This is a genomic window from Zobellia sp. OII3, from assembly GCF_002211465.1.
In the GTDB taxonomy this organism is placed as follows: Bacteria; Bacteroidota; Bacteroidia; order Flavobacteriales; family Flavobacteriaceae; genus Zobellia; species Zobellia galactanivorans.
In genome coordinates this window covers 645,949-662,533 of record NZ_MWRZ01000001.1, presented here as the reverse complement: position 1 = coordinate 662,533, position 16,585 = coordinate 645,949, and the positions used below count along the sequence as shown (strand labels likewise).

The window sequence follows — 16,585 nt, the reverse complement described above, 5'->3', positions numbered from 1 at the left end:
TTTAGTGCCATCCACCACCTAGGGAACGGTATAGCTCTACTGTTGCGGATAATTGGGCCAACTTGTTGCTGACCAAGTTAAGTTCCGCGTTCAGGGAGTTTTCCCTTGCGGTCAACAGGTCCAAATAGGTCAGGTATCCACTGTTCAACAATTCTTCCGAATTGCTTTCCGCACGTTTGAGGGCCACTACCTGTTTGGTAACATAGGCTTCTTTTTCAACGGCAGTGTTATAATCGTATAGCGCATCCGACACTTCTTTACCTGCGGTAAGCAGGGTCTTTTTAAAGTTAAGAAGGGCTTGTTCTTGCTGGGCCTTTGCCACTTCGTAGGCGGTTCTGACTTTTCGGCCGTTCAAAATGGGCTGTGTAAGGCCACCAATAAGGTTGGCGAAAATAGAACTGCTGTCGATCCAATTATCGATTTCCAGACTTTGAAAGCCTCCTTGCGCCGATAAGGTAATGGAAGGATAGAAGTTGCTTCTGGCCACATTCGTCAGCTCAAAACTATTTACCAAACCGAATTCGGCCTGCATAATATCGGGTCTGTTGCGCAACAACAAGGCGGGAACCCCAAGTTGCATATCGCTGGTCAGTTCTTGGTCGTCCAATGAACTGCGGTCATAGGTTTGTGGTTGTTCTCCCAAAAGAATGCTCAAGGCCGTCTCGGTCTTAAAAAGCGAGTTTTTAAGATCCAACAGTTGGCTTTGGGCGCTGTACAATTGTGCGGCCGTTTGATCGACACCCACTTGGTTCGCCTGCCCTGCCTCTTTAAGGGCGGTAATGGTCTCCAAGCTTCTCATACGGTTTTCAATGGTCTCCACGGTTACGGCAACTTGCTTGTCTAGGGCCAACAATTGGTAATACGTGGTGGCAATTTGCGACACCAGACTGGTTTTAACGGCTTGGTGGGCCGCTACGGTCTGTAGGTAGCTGGCATCGCTTGCCCGTTTGGTGCTTCTTATCTTTCCCCAGATATCGGCTTCCCAAGATAGGGTTCCCGAGGCCTCGAATTGATTATAGGGTTGGGAAAAAATACTTCCGAACTGACCGTTTTCACTGGTTCTTGCCGTTCTTGTCGCACTTGCGGCACCGTTAATGGTGGGTAGGTAACCTGCCTTCCCTTGTTTTACATAAGCTTCGGCTGCCGAAATGTTTTCCAGCGCAATACGAATGTCAAGGTTGTTCGCTAAACCTCGTTCGATATAGGTCTTTAAATACGAATCCGTAAAAAGGTCCTTATATGATATCGAAGCAAATGACACGCTGTCTTGTGGCAGCTGGTCGGTTCGATATAGGTTTTCGGTCTCGACGGCCGGCCGCTCATAGTTTTTTGCCACAAAACAGGATTGTAGCAAGAGCGGAAGCATGGCTACCAATAAGAATTTATTTATTGCAAATTTCTTCATGATTTCTCTAGTTCTTTGATTCTTCAATAGTTTCTTGCGGCGCACCGGTGATACGCTCCTGGATGGTTTGGAAGATGACATATAGGGCGGGTATTATAAACACACCAAATATGGTTCCTATCAACATACCACCAACAGCACTCATACCGATCGAGCGGTTTCCTACGGCTCCAATACCTGTAGACAATGCCAATGGCATCAGTCCGAAAATAAAGGCGAAGGAGGTCATTAATATGGGCCTAAGTCGTGCTTTTGCACCATCAATGGCCGACTCAAGGATCGACATGCCGTGTTTTCTTCGCTGCAATGCAAATTCTACGATAAGAATGGCATTTTTAGAGAGCAGACCGATCAACATGATCAAGGCGATTTGAAAATATATGTTATTCTCAAGACCTGCCATACTTACAAAGCCAATGGCACCCGCAATGCCTACCGGAAGCGATAATAATATCGAGAAGGGTAGTATATACGATTCGTACTGTGCACTCAATAGGAAGTAAACGAAGATCAAACTCAATATAAAGATGATGGTCGTCTGGCTACCCGCACTGTTTTCCTCCTTGGTAAGTCCCGAATACTCATAAGTATAGTTGTTCGGCAGCACTTGGGCCGTAACTTCTTCAATGGCTTTAATGGCATCACCTGTAGAATAACCAGGGTTCATGGCTCCGTTAATTTTTACGGAACTTAAAAGGTTGAACCTGCTCACTACTTCCGGGCCGTAAATTTTCTTTAATGAAACAAACTGAGATACGGCAACAGATTCACCATTGGCATTGGTGACAAAAATGTGGTTCAACGAATTTTCATTGGCCCTATCTTCGGGTTTTGCCTGGATCATAACACGGTACTGCTTACCGAATTTATTGAAGTCCGTGGTATATAGTCCACCGTAATAGCCTTGCATGGCACTAAAGACATCGGTTACCGCTAAACCGGCCATTTTGGTTTTCTCTACATCTACCTCTACTTCGTATTGAGGGAAGTTGGCGTTGAAATTTGTAATGGCGTATTTTACTTCTGGTCTTGCGTTTATAGCCGCTAAGAATTCATTGGTAACCTTGTTTACGGTTTGCCAATCGTCGGCATCTTTGCTCTGTAGGTTCATCTCAAAACCGGTGGAGTTACCAAAGCCTCGTATACTTGGTGGCGTAAAGAAGAAGATTTTGGCATCTTTTAATCCGGCTGTTTTAGCGAACAGGCTTCCTACTACGGCATTCACCGATTCGGCATCACCTTTACGTTCGCCCCAATCTTTAAGACGGAGAACCGAGAATGCGTAAGAACCACCGTTAACACTGTTCAAAATACTAAATCCGGTAATGTTCATCCTAGCCTTTATGATATCCATAGATTGATAAATGGAATCTAACTGCTTCACGGTCTTTTGTGTCTGCTCTAAAGTAGTACCGGGAGGCATGGTAACATCGGCAAAGACAATGGCCTTATCTTCGTTAGGTATAAAACCGGTAGGTGTCGATTTGAATAACAAAAGTACTATTACTACAAATATGACAAGAGACAATCCGGTTACCCATTTTCTTTTGGCGATAAATTTCACCGAACCGACATATTTATTGGTTATGGCGTCAAAGCCGGTGTTGAAGGCCGAAAAGAAACGTTTTGTAAGTCCTTTTTTATGTTCTTCCGATGGATTATGGGGCTTTAGTAAAAGCGCAGCCAAAGCAGGGCTCAAGGTTAAGGCGTTTACCGCGGAAATAAGAATGGCAATAGCCAATGTTATACCAAATTGTTGGTAGAACACTCCTGATGAACCGCTGATAAAAGATACCGGAATAAATACGGCCGACATGACCAAGGTAATGGAGATAATGGCACCTGATATTTCTGACATGGCCGATTTAGTCGCCGTTTTGGCATGGGTGGCACCTTCTTCCATTTTGGCGTGTACGGCCTCCACTACCACAATGGCATCATCCACCACAATACCAATGGCCAGAATCATGGCGAACAAGGTCAACATGTTGATGGAATACCCGAATAGGGAGAGGAAGAAGAACGTACCAATAATCGCTACGGGAACGGCAATAGCGGGTATTAAGGTAGATCTAAAGTCTTGTAAGAATAGGAATACTACCAAGAACACCAATAAAAAAGCTTCGATCAATGTCTGTATAACATGTTCTATAGAGGCACTTAAGAAGTCTTTGGTGTTATAAGGAATTACATAGTCCAATCCTTTGGGGAAATCCTTTGAACTTTCCTGTAGAATCGTTTGAATTTCGTCGATAATGGCATTTGCATTCGATCCTGAGGTTTGGAATATACCAACAGCGGTACCGGGCTTGCCCATACCTTCGTTCTTTGTACCATAATTAAAGGCGCCTAACTCTATTTCGGCAACATCTTTAAGCCTTAAAAACTGTCCGTTTTCTTGAGCCTTGATTATGATGTTTTCATATTCAGCTTCATCTGAAAGGCGCCCTTTATATTTTAGTACATATTCGTAGATTCCATCGGCATTTTCCCCGATTTTCCCCGTTGCGGCCTCAAGGTTCTGTTCCCTAAGGGCATTTTGAATATCTGAGGGCATGAGTTTGTACGCCGCCATCTTTTCTGGGTTGAGCCATACGCGCATAGAATAATCCTTAGAACCGAAAACGGTAACGTTACCAACACCTTCGATACGTTGTAATTTCGGTACGATGTTGATTCTAGCGTAGTTCTCAACAAAAGTGGCGTCATAATCTTCGTTATCCGAGAATAGGGAGAAGAACAAAAGGGCACTCGTCTGGGACTTTTGGGTGATAACACCCGTTTGTACTACGGCTTGTGGTAAAACACTGTTGGCCCTGGCAACCCTGTTCTGAACGTTTACCGCAGCAATATCGGGGTCGGTACCCAATTTAAAGAATACGTTGATCGTAGCGGCACCATCGTTACTGGCGCTAGAGGTCATGTACAACATGTCTTCAACACCGTTGATCTGCTCTTCCAAAGGAATAACAACACTCTTTAGTACCGTTTCCGCATTTGCACCTGTATAGGTACTCTTAACCTGTACGGTTGGTGGTGCTATTTCTGGATATTCTTCAATGGGCAAGGTCGTTAGGCCTAGTATACCTAGAATAACTATAATAATCGATATTACCGTAGATAGTACGGGACGATCTATAAATTTCTGAAACATTGTTCTTTATTTATGTATTATGATGAATAGCGGATGCTTACTTGACCGGGCTAATGGTCATTCCGTCTTTGATTTTAGTCACACCTTCAAGAACAATGGTAGTTCCCTTTTCAATTCCATTTTCTACAATGTATCCTTTTTGGGTATTGGCAATGATATCTATAGGCATTGTTGTAATGGTGTTATCGTCTTTTAAGACGTAAACCAGTTTTTTACCTTGTAAATCTATTGTTGCCGCCTGTGGAATTTCATAGGCATTCTTGTAAATGGTTGGAATCTTGATCTTACCGGTGCTACCGCTGCTAAGAATATTATTTTTGTTTTCAAAATCGGCCCTAGCGGTCACACTACCCGTAGTACTGTTGATAATGGTGTTGATCATGGCGATTCTACCGGGCTCTGGGTATTCTTTACCATTGATCATTACAAGCTTTACCTCTGGGGCCTTTTCAAGATCCATTTGGTTTTTATCGTTTTTGGGCATAGATTCCTTCAACTTTAAAAGCTCTTTTTCATTTAGGGAAAAATAGGCGCGAACCTGGCTTATATCGGAAACGGTAGTCAAGGGCTTGCCCATGTTAGAACTTACCAAGGCCCCGGTCTTAAATGGAATTTCCCCGATATAACCGTCAACAGGGCTGGTAATACGTGAATAACTGATATTGGAAGCTACACTTTCGTAGTTGGCCTTGGCCTGTTCCAATTGGGCTTTTGCAGTTTCAAGCTGAACCTCGCTAATGATGTTCTTTTCAACCAAGGGCTTAAGCTTGTTTACTTCTACTTGGGCCACGTTAACCGAAGCCTTGGCAGCATTGGCATCTTGGTTTAAGGTTTGGGTCTCCAATTTGAAAAGCAATTGTCCTTTTTTGATTTTTTGACCTTCCTCTACGTACACGTGTTGAATGAAGCCAGAAACTTTTGGCCAGATTTCTACGTTTTGCTTGCCTTCTAAGGTGGTAGAAAATTCATTGTAAATGGTGATGTCCTGTGGAGTCAACTCACCGACCTTTAAACTCGGGGGAGGAGGGGTGGCACCACCGGCAGGAGGGGTTGGGGTGGTTCCAAAGCAGGAGCTTAGGAGAAGTCCTGCACTTAATAATCCTAATATAGATAGCTTTTTCATTTTTAGATGGATGTTATAATTCTTGTTAAGGTTTTGTTAATTCAGAATGTTCGGTAGTAAGCGAACTAAAATGGTAAAAAAATTATTGTTTTAGGTTTTTCAAATCGGCGATTGTCTTTCTATAAATTTCACGGGTGTCTTCCAGGCATTTCATGTAGATGCGTTTTTTCTCTTTGTTTTCTTCATGTTTTTGTGGGTTGTGGACTTTATTATATTCCGCAACTTTTTCTATCATCTGAGACTCATTCTCTATTTTTTTGAGCGTTTGATTTAACTTCTTGATAAAAAAGGCATCTTTCTCCGCTACTTTAAAATAGCGTTTCCGGTCACCCGATTTGGTGAAATAATTTATAAATCCAGTTTGTTGTAATAAGTTCAATGACGTGGAAATAGAGCTTTTGCTTGCACCTCTTTTGGTCAAGCAGTCGTCAAAAGTGAGGCCTTCTTCCTCGGTTACCACTAAATTTGCAAAGATTCTAGCGGCCAAAGGAGGTAGGGAATATTCAAATTCAAAGTGAACCCCTAGTTCCTCGATCAATATCTGTTTGCATTCTTCTTTGTCCATAATTAAAAAATTGAAAGGGCAAAGGTAGTATTAGTTCGGTATCAAACAAACCAAAAGAACTTAAATTTTCTAAAAGAGGGTTAAATATTCGTTAAGAGGTGTGGTTTAGCGAGGAAGTATACCTTCTAAATCGATAAGGGGAATGGGTTGTAGATCCCTTTCGTTTATCGTGTTCTTGGGAAACACGAAGCGTTTTTCAAAAAGCTTTCCCTCGGCAAAGAAAGTAACGAAAAACTCATTGTCAAGGGCAAGGATGTCTTCTTGTAGCACCTCTATCTTAGCAAAAGACTTGGCTGCAATGAGGCCTAGGCCATGGCGCATGGTCGAAGTTTTGCGTTCGTCGTCATAGCCCTTTGAGACTACAATGGTCATTTCTATGGCGTCGGTACGGTTGTTTAGAATATAGGCGTTCCAGTCTTTGGAGAGAAACTCTTCGTTCCACTCCCGAACAACCGCAACGTGAACGTCTTTGGCAATAGGTATCTCTATATCTTTTTTCACCTAGATAAAATTACAGTGCACTTTTGAACTGTTCAAGGAAGCGAACATCGTTTTCGCTCAACAGGCGAATGTCCGAAATTTGGTGTAAGAGAAGCGCGATACGGTCGATGCCCATTCCGAAAGCAAATCCGGAGTACTCCTTTGAGTCGATTCCGCAATTGTCGAGTACGTTTGGGTCTACCATACCACAGCCCATGATCTCTAGCCATCCAGTGCCTTTGGTCATTTTATAATCGGTTTCGGTTTCTAATCCCCAATACACATCTACCTCGGCGCTGGGCTCGGTAAACGGAAAGTATGAAGGACGTAACCTGATTTTCGATTTTCCGAAAAGTTCGGTAGTAAAATATTGCAGGGTTTGCTTTAGGTCGGCAAAGGAAACATCCTTGTCGATATACAAGCCTTCCACCTGATGGAAAAAACAGTGCGAACGCGCGGAAATAGCTTCGTTACGGTATACCCTACCCGGTGATATGGTACGGATTGGGGGGGTGTTGTTTTCCATGTAACGTACTTGAACCGAAGAGGTGTGGGTACGCAACAATATATCGGGATCGGTTTGAATGAAGAAAGTATCCTGCATATCCCTTGCCGGATGGTATTCGGGCAAGTTCAAGGCTGTAAAGTTGTGCCAATCGTCTTCGATTTCTGGGCCTTCGGAAACGTTGAAACCTATTCTTGAGAAAATCTCTATAATTTGGTTCTTGACTATAGATATAGGGTGGCGTGCACCCAGTTCTATGGGTTCGCCCGGCCGTGTCAAATCACCGTAGATGCCTTTTTCGTCGCTTTTGCTTTCAAGGGCGTCACGTAAGGTATTGAGCTTTTCGTTGGCGGCCTGTTTTAACTGGTTTATGGTCTGACCGAATTCTTTTTTCTGCTCATTGGGAACGTTTTTGAATTCTGCGAAGAAATCATTTAAAAGTCCCTTTTTACCTAAGTATTTGATACGGAAGCTTTCGAGTTCTTCCTTGTTGGTAGCGGTAAATTTTTCTACCTCTGTAATGTGCTTTTTTATGGTATCGATCATGATGTTCGGCTAATGCCGCAAATTTAGGACATTTGCGGCATTACCGAATACATAATTCATCATAAATTGGTCTAAATTCTACAACGCGGCTTCAACTTTCGGTGCTATAGTCTTCTGTTCCAAGTACTGTATACAGTCGTCAAAGGTGTCGAAAATGTGTTCCGTGGGTATTAAATCGGGTATAAGGTCTACCCGTTCCATCATGTAACGCGGTTGCTTCAGTACGTCTACGAACAATACCTCAATTTTTGAGTTGTGCAGGTCGATCAATACGTCTTCTAACGTGTAGAGTCCTGATTGATCCATATACTGCATACGGTCCATACGAATGATTACTGTTGAGGCGCTACGCGGTATTTGGTCGGCCAGTATTTGAAATTCGCTGGTAGATCCAAAGAACAAGGGGCCTTTAAGGTGTTTGATAAAAACCGATTCTTTTAGGTTTTGGGGGAAACGGGCTTCATCTGCCCAACCTTGTTCTTTTTCCAATGATTTTACATCCGAGCGTTCTGCGGTAAGGTCGCCCATCTTCTTCATGAACATTAAGGAAGCTATGACCAGGCCTACACCTACGGCGTATACCAAGTTCCAAACGGAAGAAAGAACCAATACAATAATCATAATCACTACTTCGGAACTGAATTTGATCGGTCCTAGACTCATGTCTTTTGGTAAACTAGGTATCGCTTTCAATCCTTTATAATCCATTACCCCTATACCCACGGTTACAAGAATACCGGCAAGTACGGCGGCAGGTATCTGTGATGCGACCGGACCTAAGGCCAAAAGAACGACCAATAGCAGAACACCGGCCACCATACCGGATAACTTGGTCTTACCACCGGCATTAATGTTGACAACGGTACGGATAGTTGCGCCCGCTCCTGGGATTCCGCCAAATATGGCCGCAATAGTATTTCCTATTCCCTGACCTACCAATTCCTTGTTGGGTTGGTGCTTGGTCTTGGTCATGTTATCGGCCACCACAGAGGTCAATAAGGAGTCGATGGCCCCCAGTAGGGCCAATGTTAAGGCGGTAAAGATGTAAGGGGTTACCGAGTTGAGATCAAAGTTGGTAAAGATGCCGAGGTTGGGTACGGGAAAACCACTTGGAATTTCTTCAATGGGTCTATAGTTCAAGCCGAAACCATAGGCTACGCCGGAAACTACGATAAGTGCTACCAAAGCACTCGGTATGGCGGTAGTTATTTTTTTGAAACCATAAATAATGATAATCGTGGAAAGGGCCAAGATAAACTCTAGCCAATTGATGTTTTGCAAAGCTCTGGGCATAACTTTAAGGGCCCCTAATACGCCTGAAGCTTCACTTTTTGCCAAAGTACTGGCTTCTTTGAGCATTTCCTCTTGGGTTATGGTCTCCGCGCGTTTAATGGTCTCCTCGAAATCTTCTAGAACGAGAATGCCCTCCCCGGCTTCCTCCTTTAGAATATTCTCCAATATAAGTTCTTCGGCCATTGGTTTGTACTGATCTACGAACTCTTTATCCTCATTAGGGTAATAGCCTACTGCAGGCAATATCTGGGTAACTAAAATGATAACACCGATAGCGGTCATAAAACCGGAAACTACCGGATACGGAATGTAGCGGATGTATTTTCCTATGCCGAGCACACCAAGGCCGATTTGCATAAGTCCGGCCAATAAAAATACGGTCAAGATGGCGGGTACCGCCTTTTCGAGACTACCATCGTTTATGGCGATAATTCCCGCTATGACGACCATACTTACGGCCGTCATGGGAGCCGTGGGCCCCGAAATTTGGGTGGGTGTACCACCGAAAAGGGCGGCAAAAAAACTAATAAAAATAGCGCCGTAGAGTCCGGCACTGGGTCCGAGACCTGAACTTACACCAAAGGCCAATGCCAAGGGAAGGGCAACGATACCTGCCGTTATGCCCCCAAATAGGTCTCCTTTAAAGTTTGAGAAAAGATTTTTCATACAATTACTTTTAATGCTGATGATTAGTATATATTTTGCTTTCGAATGTATGGGCCTGTTCAACGTTTTGGCCCCTACCGAATGATATGGATCAATCTAAATGATAGATTTCCATAATGTTTTTGAGATAGCCTTCAAAGTCTATTTTTAGATCTATCAATTTTCCGGTATGGACGTCAAATATCCATCCGTGTACTTTCAACCCGTGATCGCGAAATGCTTTTTGCACCACGGCCGTTTTGATTAGGTTTACGCATTGTTCCTTTACGTTCAGTTCAACCAACCGATCGTATTTTTTGGTCTCGTCTTCAATGGCGTTGAGTTCTTCTTTATGAAGGCGGTATACATCGCGTATATTACGTAGCCATGGGTTCAAGACACCTAAATCTGCCGACTGCATGGCGGCTTTGACCCCTCCGCAGGCGTAATGTCCACAAACGATGATATGTTTTACTTTCAAGTAATCTACGGCATACTTTACCACCGAGAGAACGTTAAGGTCTATACTGATTACCATATTCGCGATGTTGCGATGCACGAACACCTCGCCCGGCTTGGCGCCCATAACCTCTTCTGCGGTAACCCTGCTATCTGAACAACCAATATATAATAACTCAGGGTTTTGACCCGTGGCCAATTCTTTAAAATAATCAGAACTAGTTTCCAGTTTTTCAGCAATCCATCTTTCGTTGTTCTCAAAAACAGTTTCTAGGTTCATAGTTTTATTTTTTACAAAATAAGGCTAATTCTACGGTAATATTTTAAAAAAGGCCAATGCCATCACTGGCCTTTTTGTATTTACCTGGTCCTCAATATACTAGTAGAAAGTTACTTCGCCATTAGATATGTCGTACATGGCGCCAACAATCTTGATTTCTCCTTTATCTTCCATTTCTGTCAGTACAGAACTGTTTTTACGAATATTCTCTATTGTTAAGAGTACATTCTTTTCAGAAACTTTATCTACAAAATCAAGGTTTTTTGAATTTCGCAAGCTTTCGTCCGTTGGTTCTTTAACAGCTTCAACTGCTGGCTCTATTTTGTTGATTAAAGCGGTTAAGTTGCCCAATCTAGCATGATCGCAAGCCCCTTTTATGGCCCCGCAACTGGTGTGGCCCAAAACAACGATCAATTTGGTGCCGGCTAGTTTGCAACCGAATTCCATACTGCCCAAAATATCTTCGTTTACGAAGTTACCGGCAATACGGATGCTGAAAATATCACCAAGGCCCTGGTCGAAGACCAATTCTGCGGAAACCCTCGAATCGATACAACTCAAGATGGTTGCAAAGGGAAATTGACCTTCACTGGTATCGTTTACCTGTTCTAAGAGATTTCTGTTGGCTTTCAGGTTGTTTTGAAAGCGTTGGTTACCTTCTTGTAAAAAGTTTAACGCTTTTTCCGGAGTCATCGTTGCTTGTGTCTCCTTAGTATGTGCTTTCATATTTATCTATTTAATTATGCTATTTTTAAAATATTTTGATATTTGAGATGCAGGCGTTTTTCGCCGGCAATCATAAGGGTAATTCCTAGTTTCTTTACTTTGTCATACATGGCTAATGGTGAAGAAGTGCTTTCTTTTTCCTTCTTTTTTCTCTCTACGAATAATAGGTTAATATTACTCTTAGATAAATAAGTTGGAAGTTTCTTCAACGTATTTTCATTGTAGTCAAATACGTATTCCACAGTCTTCTGTCCCAAAAATTGCTGAGATTGTTGTTGCTTTGTGTGAGAGCCGTCTACAATGTTAAAAGACGTTAATGGGCTGTCCGTATAAGCAAAAAGGGCTTCAGGAAAGGAAGAACTAGATGATTCTTTGGAACAGTTTAGTGTTCCAATGCCAATCTTCATATCTGGTTCTAGGCCATTTTCTTCAGAGACAATCATTACGGAGCCTTTAAAGATGGTTAGAACATAATTAGCAATCCTATCATCTATTCTACTGAAAATTCTCGTTTTTCTCCTACCAAGGACTATAATGTCCGGATTGTTTTTAGCTAAATACCGTTCAATTTCGGTTTTTACGTTGCCAAAGGTACTTGAGTAGCTAATGTTCACTCCGTAATCTTTAGAGATAGGCGATAATATGTTTTTCATTCGCTTATCGGTTAAGATGTATTCACGATTTATAGTCCGAATAGCCGATAGTTGATTGTCTTTTTCAATAATATCAGTAGGCTTCCTCACATTAAAAACCTCTATCTCGCCATCTACCATTTTAGCTAGGCTAACCGAGCTCTTTAAAAGGTTATGCATGCCATCTCCCAAATCTGAGAATAAGGCTACTTTATATTTGTTTTCTTTCATAGCGCTTAACTTAAACTTAGTTTAGATTTAGGTCTTGTCTTAAAAAACTCAATAAAACTTGTTGGGTTTTCTACTGCACCTCGTTTTGAAACGAGTTGAATGTCTATGTTTCGCTCTTTGGCCTTTATGGAGAAATCTTCTAGAATTTCTATAATATCTAAATCAAGGTATCTTGTTTTAAGTAAATTTAGTTCTAAATAGGTATCTCTTGGTAAGCTGTCAAGCTCTTTAAGAATGACGCCTTTGTTAAAAAAGGTCACTTCTTCCGCAAGGGTCATTTTTATTCTATGTTTTCCGTTACTAACATCTTCAATATGTAGAAAGTGTGAGTTCTGGTAACTCTTGATTAAAATAACTACCACACCAACGGCTAAACCTAGGCTAATTCCAACAAGCAAATCTGTAAATACAATTCCTGCTACCGTAACTGAAAAAGGAACAAATTGCTTCCAACCTAATTTATACATTTTTGCAAAAAGGGCAGGCTTTGCCAGTTTGTAACCAACTATAAAAAGAATGGCCGCCAATACGGACAAAGGAATCATGTTCAATAACTTTGGAATAAGGATAACAGAAATCAATAAAAGAATACCGTGTAGAATAGCTGACATCTTTGATTTTCCTCCTGATTGTATGTTGGCCGAGCTACGAACAATAACCTGAGTGATAGGAAGCCCTCCTATTAAACCAGATAATACGTTACCTGCTCCTTGAGCAAGCAATTCACGGTTTGTAGGTGTCACGTTCTTTTGAGGATCTAACTTGTCAGTAGCCTCAACACATAATAAAGTCTCAAGACTGGCTACTAAGGCAATGGTGAAAGCAGTAATCCAAACCTCGGGATTTGTAATGGCTGAAAAATTAGGGAAACTGAACTGCCCTAAGAATGAGGCCGCATCCTCAGGAATTGGTACGCTTACCAAATGATTTGTAGAAATAGCCAATACCTCGCTATTTTGAGTTACTATGAAAAAGATAATTCCTACTGCAACGGCAACCAAAGGCCCTTGAATCAATTGAAAAATTCTTCCTTTTTTGGAAAGTACCTTGTCCCATAATAATAAAATAGACAACCCAATGATAGCAACCAATGTAGCGCCTGGGCTAATATTATTAATGGTATTGAAAATTTCTGAGAAGGTATTTTCTCCATCTACTTGAAAAAAGGCCCAATCTCCTTCTGGATCAGGGTCATAACCAAAAAAATGTGGAATTTGTTTTAGTATGATAATGATACCTATACCGGTAAGCATTCCTTTAATTACCGAAGACGGAAAATAATATCCTATGATACCTGCTTTTAAAATCCCAAATATCATCTGGATAGCTCCACCTAGAACTACGGCAACCAAAAAGTTTTCAAAACCTCCTAAAGTACCAATAGCGGTCAATACTATTGCGGCTAATCCTGCCGCCGGACCACTTACACCAATTTTTGAACCACTAAGTGCTCCAACAAAGATACCACCAATTATACCGGCAATTAAGCCCGAAAACAAAGGGGCGCCACTGGCTAAGGCTATACCCAAACATAGGGGTAGGGCCACAAAGAATACTACGACACTTGCGGGAAGGTCGCTTTTTAAATTTTTGAACATATAATAAAATAGTTTCGTCCCCAATGAAAATCGAGGACAAGTTTTTAGCTAATCGAAATAAATTGTCTGAAAAGATTAACTAATATGTTCAGGTGGAGGAAGAATAATGTCAAGAGTGAAATCTATATAGCCCATCATGTAATAATGGCCCATAGTTGTCTGCTCTGACAGTGCTATCAGGGAAAAGTTGAAGTAATTATCGTTTACGAATTTTTCTTCTAACGGAGATTTTTTGCCAGTTTCTTGTTGCTCCTCTTCATTGAGGTTCGTTACAATAATTGGGTTGTCAACATCTAGTAAGGTTATGACGCTCGGAGCCGTAATGGCAAATAGCCAAAAAGAAAGCAAAAGAAAACGAGCAAAAATTTTCATAGAAGTTTGTAACAAACGCAAATATAACACCAACCTTTTTAATCCTCGTTAAGGAAATATTAAAAATCTTTTAAGATTTTTATGTCCTCAGTCTGAATCCAACCTGTAGTACCGTCAGGAATGCGAATCTTTTTCCAGTCGTTGAGTTCTTCTAGAACATTGACTTTGGTGCCCTCATGTAGTGTAAACGCTTCAAGGCTTCTTTTATTGGGTTCGGATTTTACGCTGGCCTCTTTTGCAAAGACAATGGCGGGGTCGTCGGCCTCGAATTCACTGTGTTGCAAAAAGGCGAACACGACCGAGGTGAGCATGGCTAAAAGCGAGATCATACTGAAAATAAAGGCCAATCGTTTTCTCGAAGAATAGTGAAAATAGTAGAAAGCGATGTACAGCAGTACAAAGAGTATCATAAAAACAATGGAGGCATAGGCCCATTGGTCAAAAGAGAGAATGCCGATCGAACTGTCGTAGATCTTTGTAAGCCCTGTGGCCGGCATACGGTCTATGGCATCTAATGTCATATTTTGGGCATAGCCCAGATTGTTCTTTATTTCGCTATCATTGGGTTTTAGCAAAAGGGCCTTCTCATAATAGTAGATACTCGGGGCAATTTGGTTGAGCTTGTAATAGGCGTTGCCTAAATTGTAATAGAGTTCCGCAGAGTGTTGCCCGTTCTGCAATATCTCTAAGTAGCTGTCTACCGCTCTTTGATATTCGCCCACGTTATAGGCTTCGGTGGCCTGGTCGAACAATGCCTTGTTCTGGCCTGACACCGTAAGGGTCACAAAAGCTATTACTATGAAAAATATCTGTCTCACTTTATTATAATTGTTTATCTAGATGTGAGATTACCTCACTGGCCTTATCGTAATCATGCTGCATCTGTACCTCTGAAAAAGGACTGTAACGGGCCATTTCGCAATTCTTCAGCAAGGCGATAAAGCCATCGTTCGTAGTGTCATCAACTTGTTTTTCGTTGAGCAAGGTGGCAATTTTATCTTTGCTGAATTCCGATGTCTCTATCTTTAGCTTAGCCTTTAAATAATTGTGCAAGGCCTTCTCGAGGGCGATGTAAAAGCCTTCTTTGTTGCCAAGTTCCTTTTTGGCCTTAGAAAGGTATTTCCGGGCAAGTTTGTTCGCTTTACGTACCTTGTTCCCCACGACATCACTGGCGATGGCCTCCCGTTTTTTACCTAGTATTATGGCAATAGGAATCAATATCAACGGTAGTAGTAACCAAAGATAATATTGGGTGGAACCAAAAAAGAAATTTGATTTTATAGGTGACAGGTTCGGGTTCAGCTTCAGGAAGTTGAATTGGTTCCCGACGGTAACGGCCTGTTTTTGACCTCCTGTCGCTACGGCAGTCCCGATACTTGAATTGGTCGGTCCCTCTTTTACATTGATCAAGATCTCATCGGAGGTAAGGGTCTTGTACGTTTTTGCTTTGGGGTCAAAATAGGTGAACGATATGCTCGGTATAGGGTATTTCCCCTTAAACGAAGGAACGATAGTATAGTTGTTGCTCACCTTGCCCTGTGATCCCGATAGGGTGGTGCGTACGTTCTCGTTGAACTCAGGTTCGTAAACTTCCAATGCGCTGGGTAGGTTCGGCTCGGGAAGTTGAAAGAGCTTTAGGTTTCCCTTACCGCTCACTTCTACCTTCGCTTGTAAGGATTCTGAAGCGTTCAAAGTGGTTTTGCTGGTGCTTACCGAAAAATCAAAACTACCTACGGCACCACTAAAGTTGACCGGCTTCCCTTTTTCGGGCAGTGGCTTTACATTGATGGTGCGTTTTCCCGCAGAAACGGTTTTGTTCGTTTGGGTATAGATACGTCCTCCGAAAAAATCGCGTTTGTTGGTGGGTACGTCTACCGTAACTTCCAGCGAAAGCGGTTCTATTTCTAATTTACCCGATTTCTGGGGATATAATACCACGCGCTTTAATACTACGTAACGATAGGGTTTGCCCTTGTAGGTGCCATTTTCCGCCACGGGTCTTGAAACCGGAATGTCTTGGCTCCAAAAGTTGTTGTATTTGGGGTTGTCGAGCGGTTGATAGTTCGATACGCTTATGGAAGGACTCACATAAAGTTTGTAGACTACGCTAAGGCCTTCGTTAAGATAGGGGTCCGTTTTAGATACTTCGGCCACAAGGTGAAGGCTTTCGTCGGCCACATCGTCTACGGTCATCTCGTCACTGGGCTTGTCAACGGCCGCGGTTACCTCTACCTTTTTGGGAAGGGACTTGTAGGTTTTTCCCGCGATGACAATAGAGTCCTGCTTAATGGTTACGGTTCCCCTAGTGGTGGGTGCCAAAGTGTAGGAGTATGTTTTTGAATAGCTGCGTACCCCATTGATCCATGACGAACTTATCGATTGTGAAGGTCCCATGAGCACCCGGAATCCTTCAAAGTCGGGAGGATTGAAATTGTCACCGTCTTTGTTCATGGTGAAATCGACCCGTAAGCGTTCGTTGATGCCCAGCTTCTCCTTGCTGAGTTTCATTTCAAAGGTAACGGCATCGTCTTGTGCGTTCATCGAAAAAACGACGAGCAGCATAGCGATGAT

At 42.3% G+C, this 16,585-nt stretch carries 14 protein-coding genes; all 14 read right to left on the bottom strand.

Annotated features, from left to right (window positions below; all coding sequences use genetic code 11):
- Position 1 precedes the first annotated feature (1 nt).
- A complete protein-coding gene (locus tag B4Q04_RS02765) occupies positions 2 to 1,405 on the bottom strand; it encodes a TolC family protein (RefSeq protein ID WP_088695937.1) in 1,404 nt (467 codons plus the stop codon).
- 7 nt (positions 1,406 to 1,412) lie between these two features.
- Positions 1,413 to 4,559 (bottom strand): efflux RND transporter permease subunit, encoded by a 3,147-nt coding sequence (locus B4Q04_RS02760; RefSeq protein ID WP_088695936.1) that lies wholly within the window; start codon positions 4,557 to 4,559, stop codon positions 1,413 to 1,415.
- A 37-nt stretch (positions 4,560 to 4,596) separates the two neighbouring features.
- Positions 4,597 to 5,682, bottom strand: a complete 1,086-nt coding sequence (locus tag B4Q04_RS02755) for an efflux RND transporter periplasmic adaptor subunit (protein ID WP_013992876.1) — start codon at positions 5,680 to 5,682, stop codon at positions 4,597 to 4,599.
- An 82-nt stretch (positions 5,683 to 5,764) separates the two neighbouring features.
- Complete coding sequence (locus tag B4Q04_RS02750; RefSeq protein WP_013992875.1) at positions 5,765 to 6,247, bottom strand: GbsR/MarR family transcriptional regulator; 483 nt, start codon at positions 6,245 to 6,247, stop codon at positions 5,765 to 5,767.
- A gap of 105 nt (positions 6,248 to 6,352) precedes the next feature.
- Positions 6,353 to 6,748: a hypothetical protein gene (locus B4Q04_RS02745; RefSeq protein ID WP_088695935.1), complete on the bottom strand. Its 396-nt coding sequence runs from the start codon at positions 6,746 to 6,748 to the stop codon at positions 6,353 to 6,355.
- Between the two features lie 10 nt (positions 6,749 to 6,758).
- Positions 6,759 to 7,778, bottom strand: a complete 1,020-nt coding sequence (gene pheS / locus B4Q04_RS02740) for a phenylalanine--tRNA ligase subunit alpha (RefSeq protein WP_013992873.1) — start codon at positions 7,776 to 7,778, stop codon at positions 6,759 to 6,761.
- Between the two features lie 78 nt (positions 7,779 to 7,856).
- Positions 7,857 to 9,737 carry a SulP family inorganic anion transporter gene (locus B4Q04_RS02735; protein ID WP_088695934.1) on the bottom strand — a complete coding sequence of 627 codons (1,881 nt, stop codon included), beginning with the start codon at positions 9,735 to 9,737 and terminating at the stop codon, positions 7,857 to 7,859.
- A gap of 91 nt (positions 9,738 to 9,828) precedes the next feature.
- Entirely contained in the window at positions 9,829 to 10,455 is a 627-nt protein-coding gene (locus B4Q04_RS02730) for a carbonic anhydrase (RefSeq protein ID WP_088695933.1), read from the bottom strand.
- Positions 10,456 to 10,554: 99 nt separating this feature from the next.
- Positions 10,555 to 11,181: a carbonic anhydrase family protein gene (locus tag B4Q04_RS02725; RefSeq protein WP_088695932.1), complete on the bottom strand. Its 627-nt coding sequence runs from the start codon at positions 11,179 to 11,181 to the stop codon at positions 10,555 to 10,557.
- A gap of 14 nt (positions 11,182 to 11,195) precedes the next feature.
- Complete coding sequence (locus tag B4Q04_RS02720) at positions 11,196 to 12,044, bottom strand: universal stress protein (RefSeq protein WP_088695931.1); 849 nt, start codon at positions 12,042 to 12,044, stop codon at positions 11,196 to 11,198.
- A 5-nt stretch (positions 12,045 to 12,049) separates the two neighbouring features.
- Positions 12,050 to 13,642: a SulP family inorganic anion transporter gene (locus B4Q04_RS02715; RefSeq protein ID WP_088695930.1), complete on the bottom strand. Its 1,593-nt coding sequence runs from the start codon at positions 13,640 to 13,642 to the stop codon at positions 12,050 to 12,052.
- A gap of 75 nt (positions 13,643 to 13,717) precedes the next feature.
- Positions 13,718 to 14,014 (bottom strand): hypothetical protein, encoded by a 297-nt coding sequence (locus B4Q04_RS02710; protein ID WP_088695929.1) that lies wholly within the window; start codon positions 14,012 to 14,014, stop codon positions 13,718 to 13,720.
- Positions 14,015 to 14,073: 59 nt separating this feature from the next.
- Positions 14,074 to 14,832 carry an SH3 domain-containing protein gene (locus tag B4Q04_RS02705; RefSeq protein ID WP_088695928.1) on the bottom strand — a complete coding sequence of 253 codons (759 nt, stop codon included), beginning with the start codon at positions 14,830 to 14,832 and terminating at the stop codon, positions 14,074 to 14,076.
- A 4-nt stretch (positions 14,833 to 14,836) separates the two neighbouring features.
- Positions 14,837 to 16,576 (bottom strand): BatD family protein, encoded by a 1,740-nt coding sequence (locus tag B4Q04_RS02700; protein WP_088695927.1) that lies wholly within the window; start codon positions 16,574 to 16,576, stop codon positions 14,837 to 14,839.
- Positions 16,577 to 16,585: the final 9 nt, after the last annotated feature.

What these genes read in the sequence shown, in the direction of transcription:
- B4Q04_RS02765 (WP_088695937.1), bottom strand. Translation starts at nt 1,405, where the DNA reads ATGAAGAAATTTGCAATAAATAAATTCTTATTGGTAGCCATGCTTCCG.
- B4Q04_RS02760 (WP_088695936.1), bottom strand. Translation starts at nt 4,559, where the DNA reads ATGTTTCAGAAATTTATAGATCGTCCCGTACTATCTACGGTAATATCG.
- B4Q04_RS02755 (WP_013992876.1), bottom strand. Translation starts at nt 5,682, where the DNA reads ATGAAAAAGCTATCTATATTAGGATTATTAAGTGCAGGACTTCTCCTA.
- B4Q04_RS02750 (WP_013992875.1), bottom strand. Translation starts at nt 6,247, where the DNA reads ATGGACAAAGAAGAATGCAAACAGATATTGATCGAGGAACTAGGGGTT.
- pheS (WP_013992873.1), bottom strand. Translation starts at nt 7,778, where the DNA reads ATGATCGATACCATAAAAAAGCACATTACAGAGGTAGAAAAATTTACC.
- B4Q04_RS02735 (WP_088695934.1), bottom strand. Translation starts at nt 9,737, where the DNA reads ATGAAAAATCTTTTCTCAAACTTTAAAGGAGACCTATTTGGGGGCATA.
- B4Q04_RS02730 (WP_088695933.1), bottom strand. Translation starts at nt 10,455, where the DNA reads ATGAACCTAGAAACTGTTTTTGAGAACAACGAAAGATGGATTGCTGAA.
- B4Q04_RS02725 (WP_088695932.1), bottom strand. Translation starts at nt 11,181, where the DNA reads ATGAAAGCACATACTAAGGAGACACAAGCAACGATGACTCCGGAAAAA.
- B4Q04_RS02720 (WP_088695931.1), bottom strand. Translation starts at nt 12,044, where the DNA reads ATGAAAGAAAACAAATATAAAGTAGCCTTATTCTCAGATTTGGGAGAT.
- B4Q04_RS02715 (WP_088695930.1), bottom strand. Translation starts at nt 13,642, where the DNA reads ATGTTCAAAAATTTAAAAAGCGACCTTCCCGCAAGTGTCGTAGTATTC.
- B4Q04_RS02710 (WP_088695929.1), bottom strand. Translation starts at nt 14,014, where the DNA reads ATGAAAATTTTTGCTCGTTTTCTTTTGCTTTCTTTTTGGCTATTTGCC.
- B4Q04_RS02700 (WP_088695927.1), bottom strand. Translation starts at nt 16,576, where the DNA reads ATGCTGCTCGTCGTTTTTTCGATGAACGCACAAGACGATGCCGTTACC.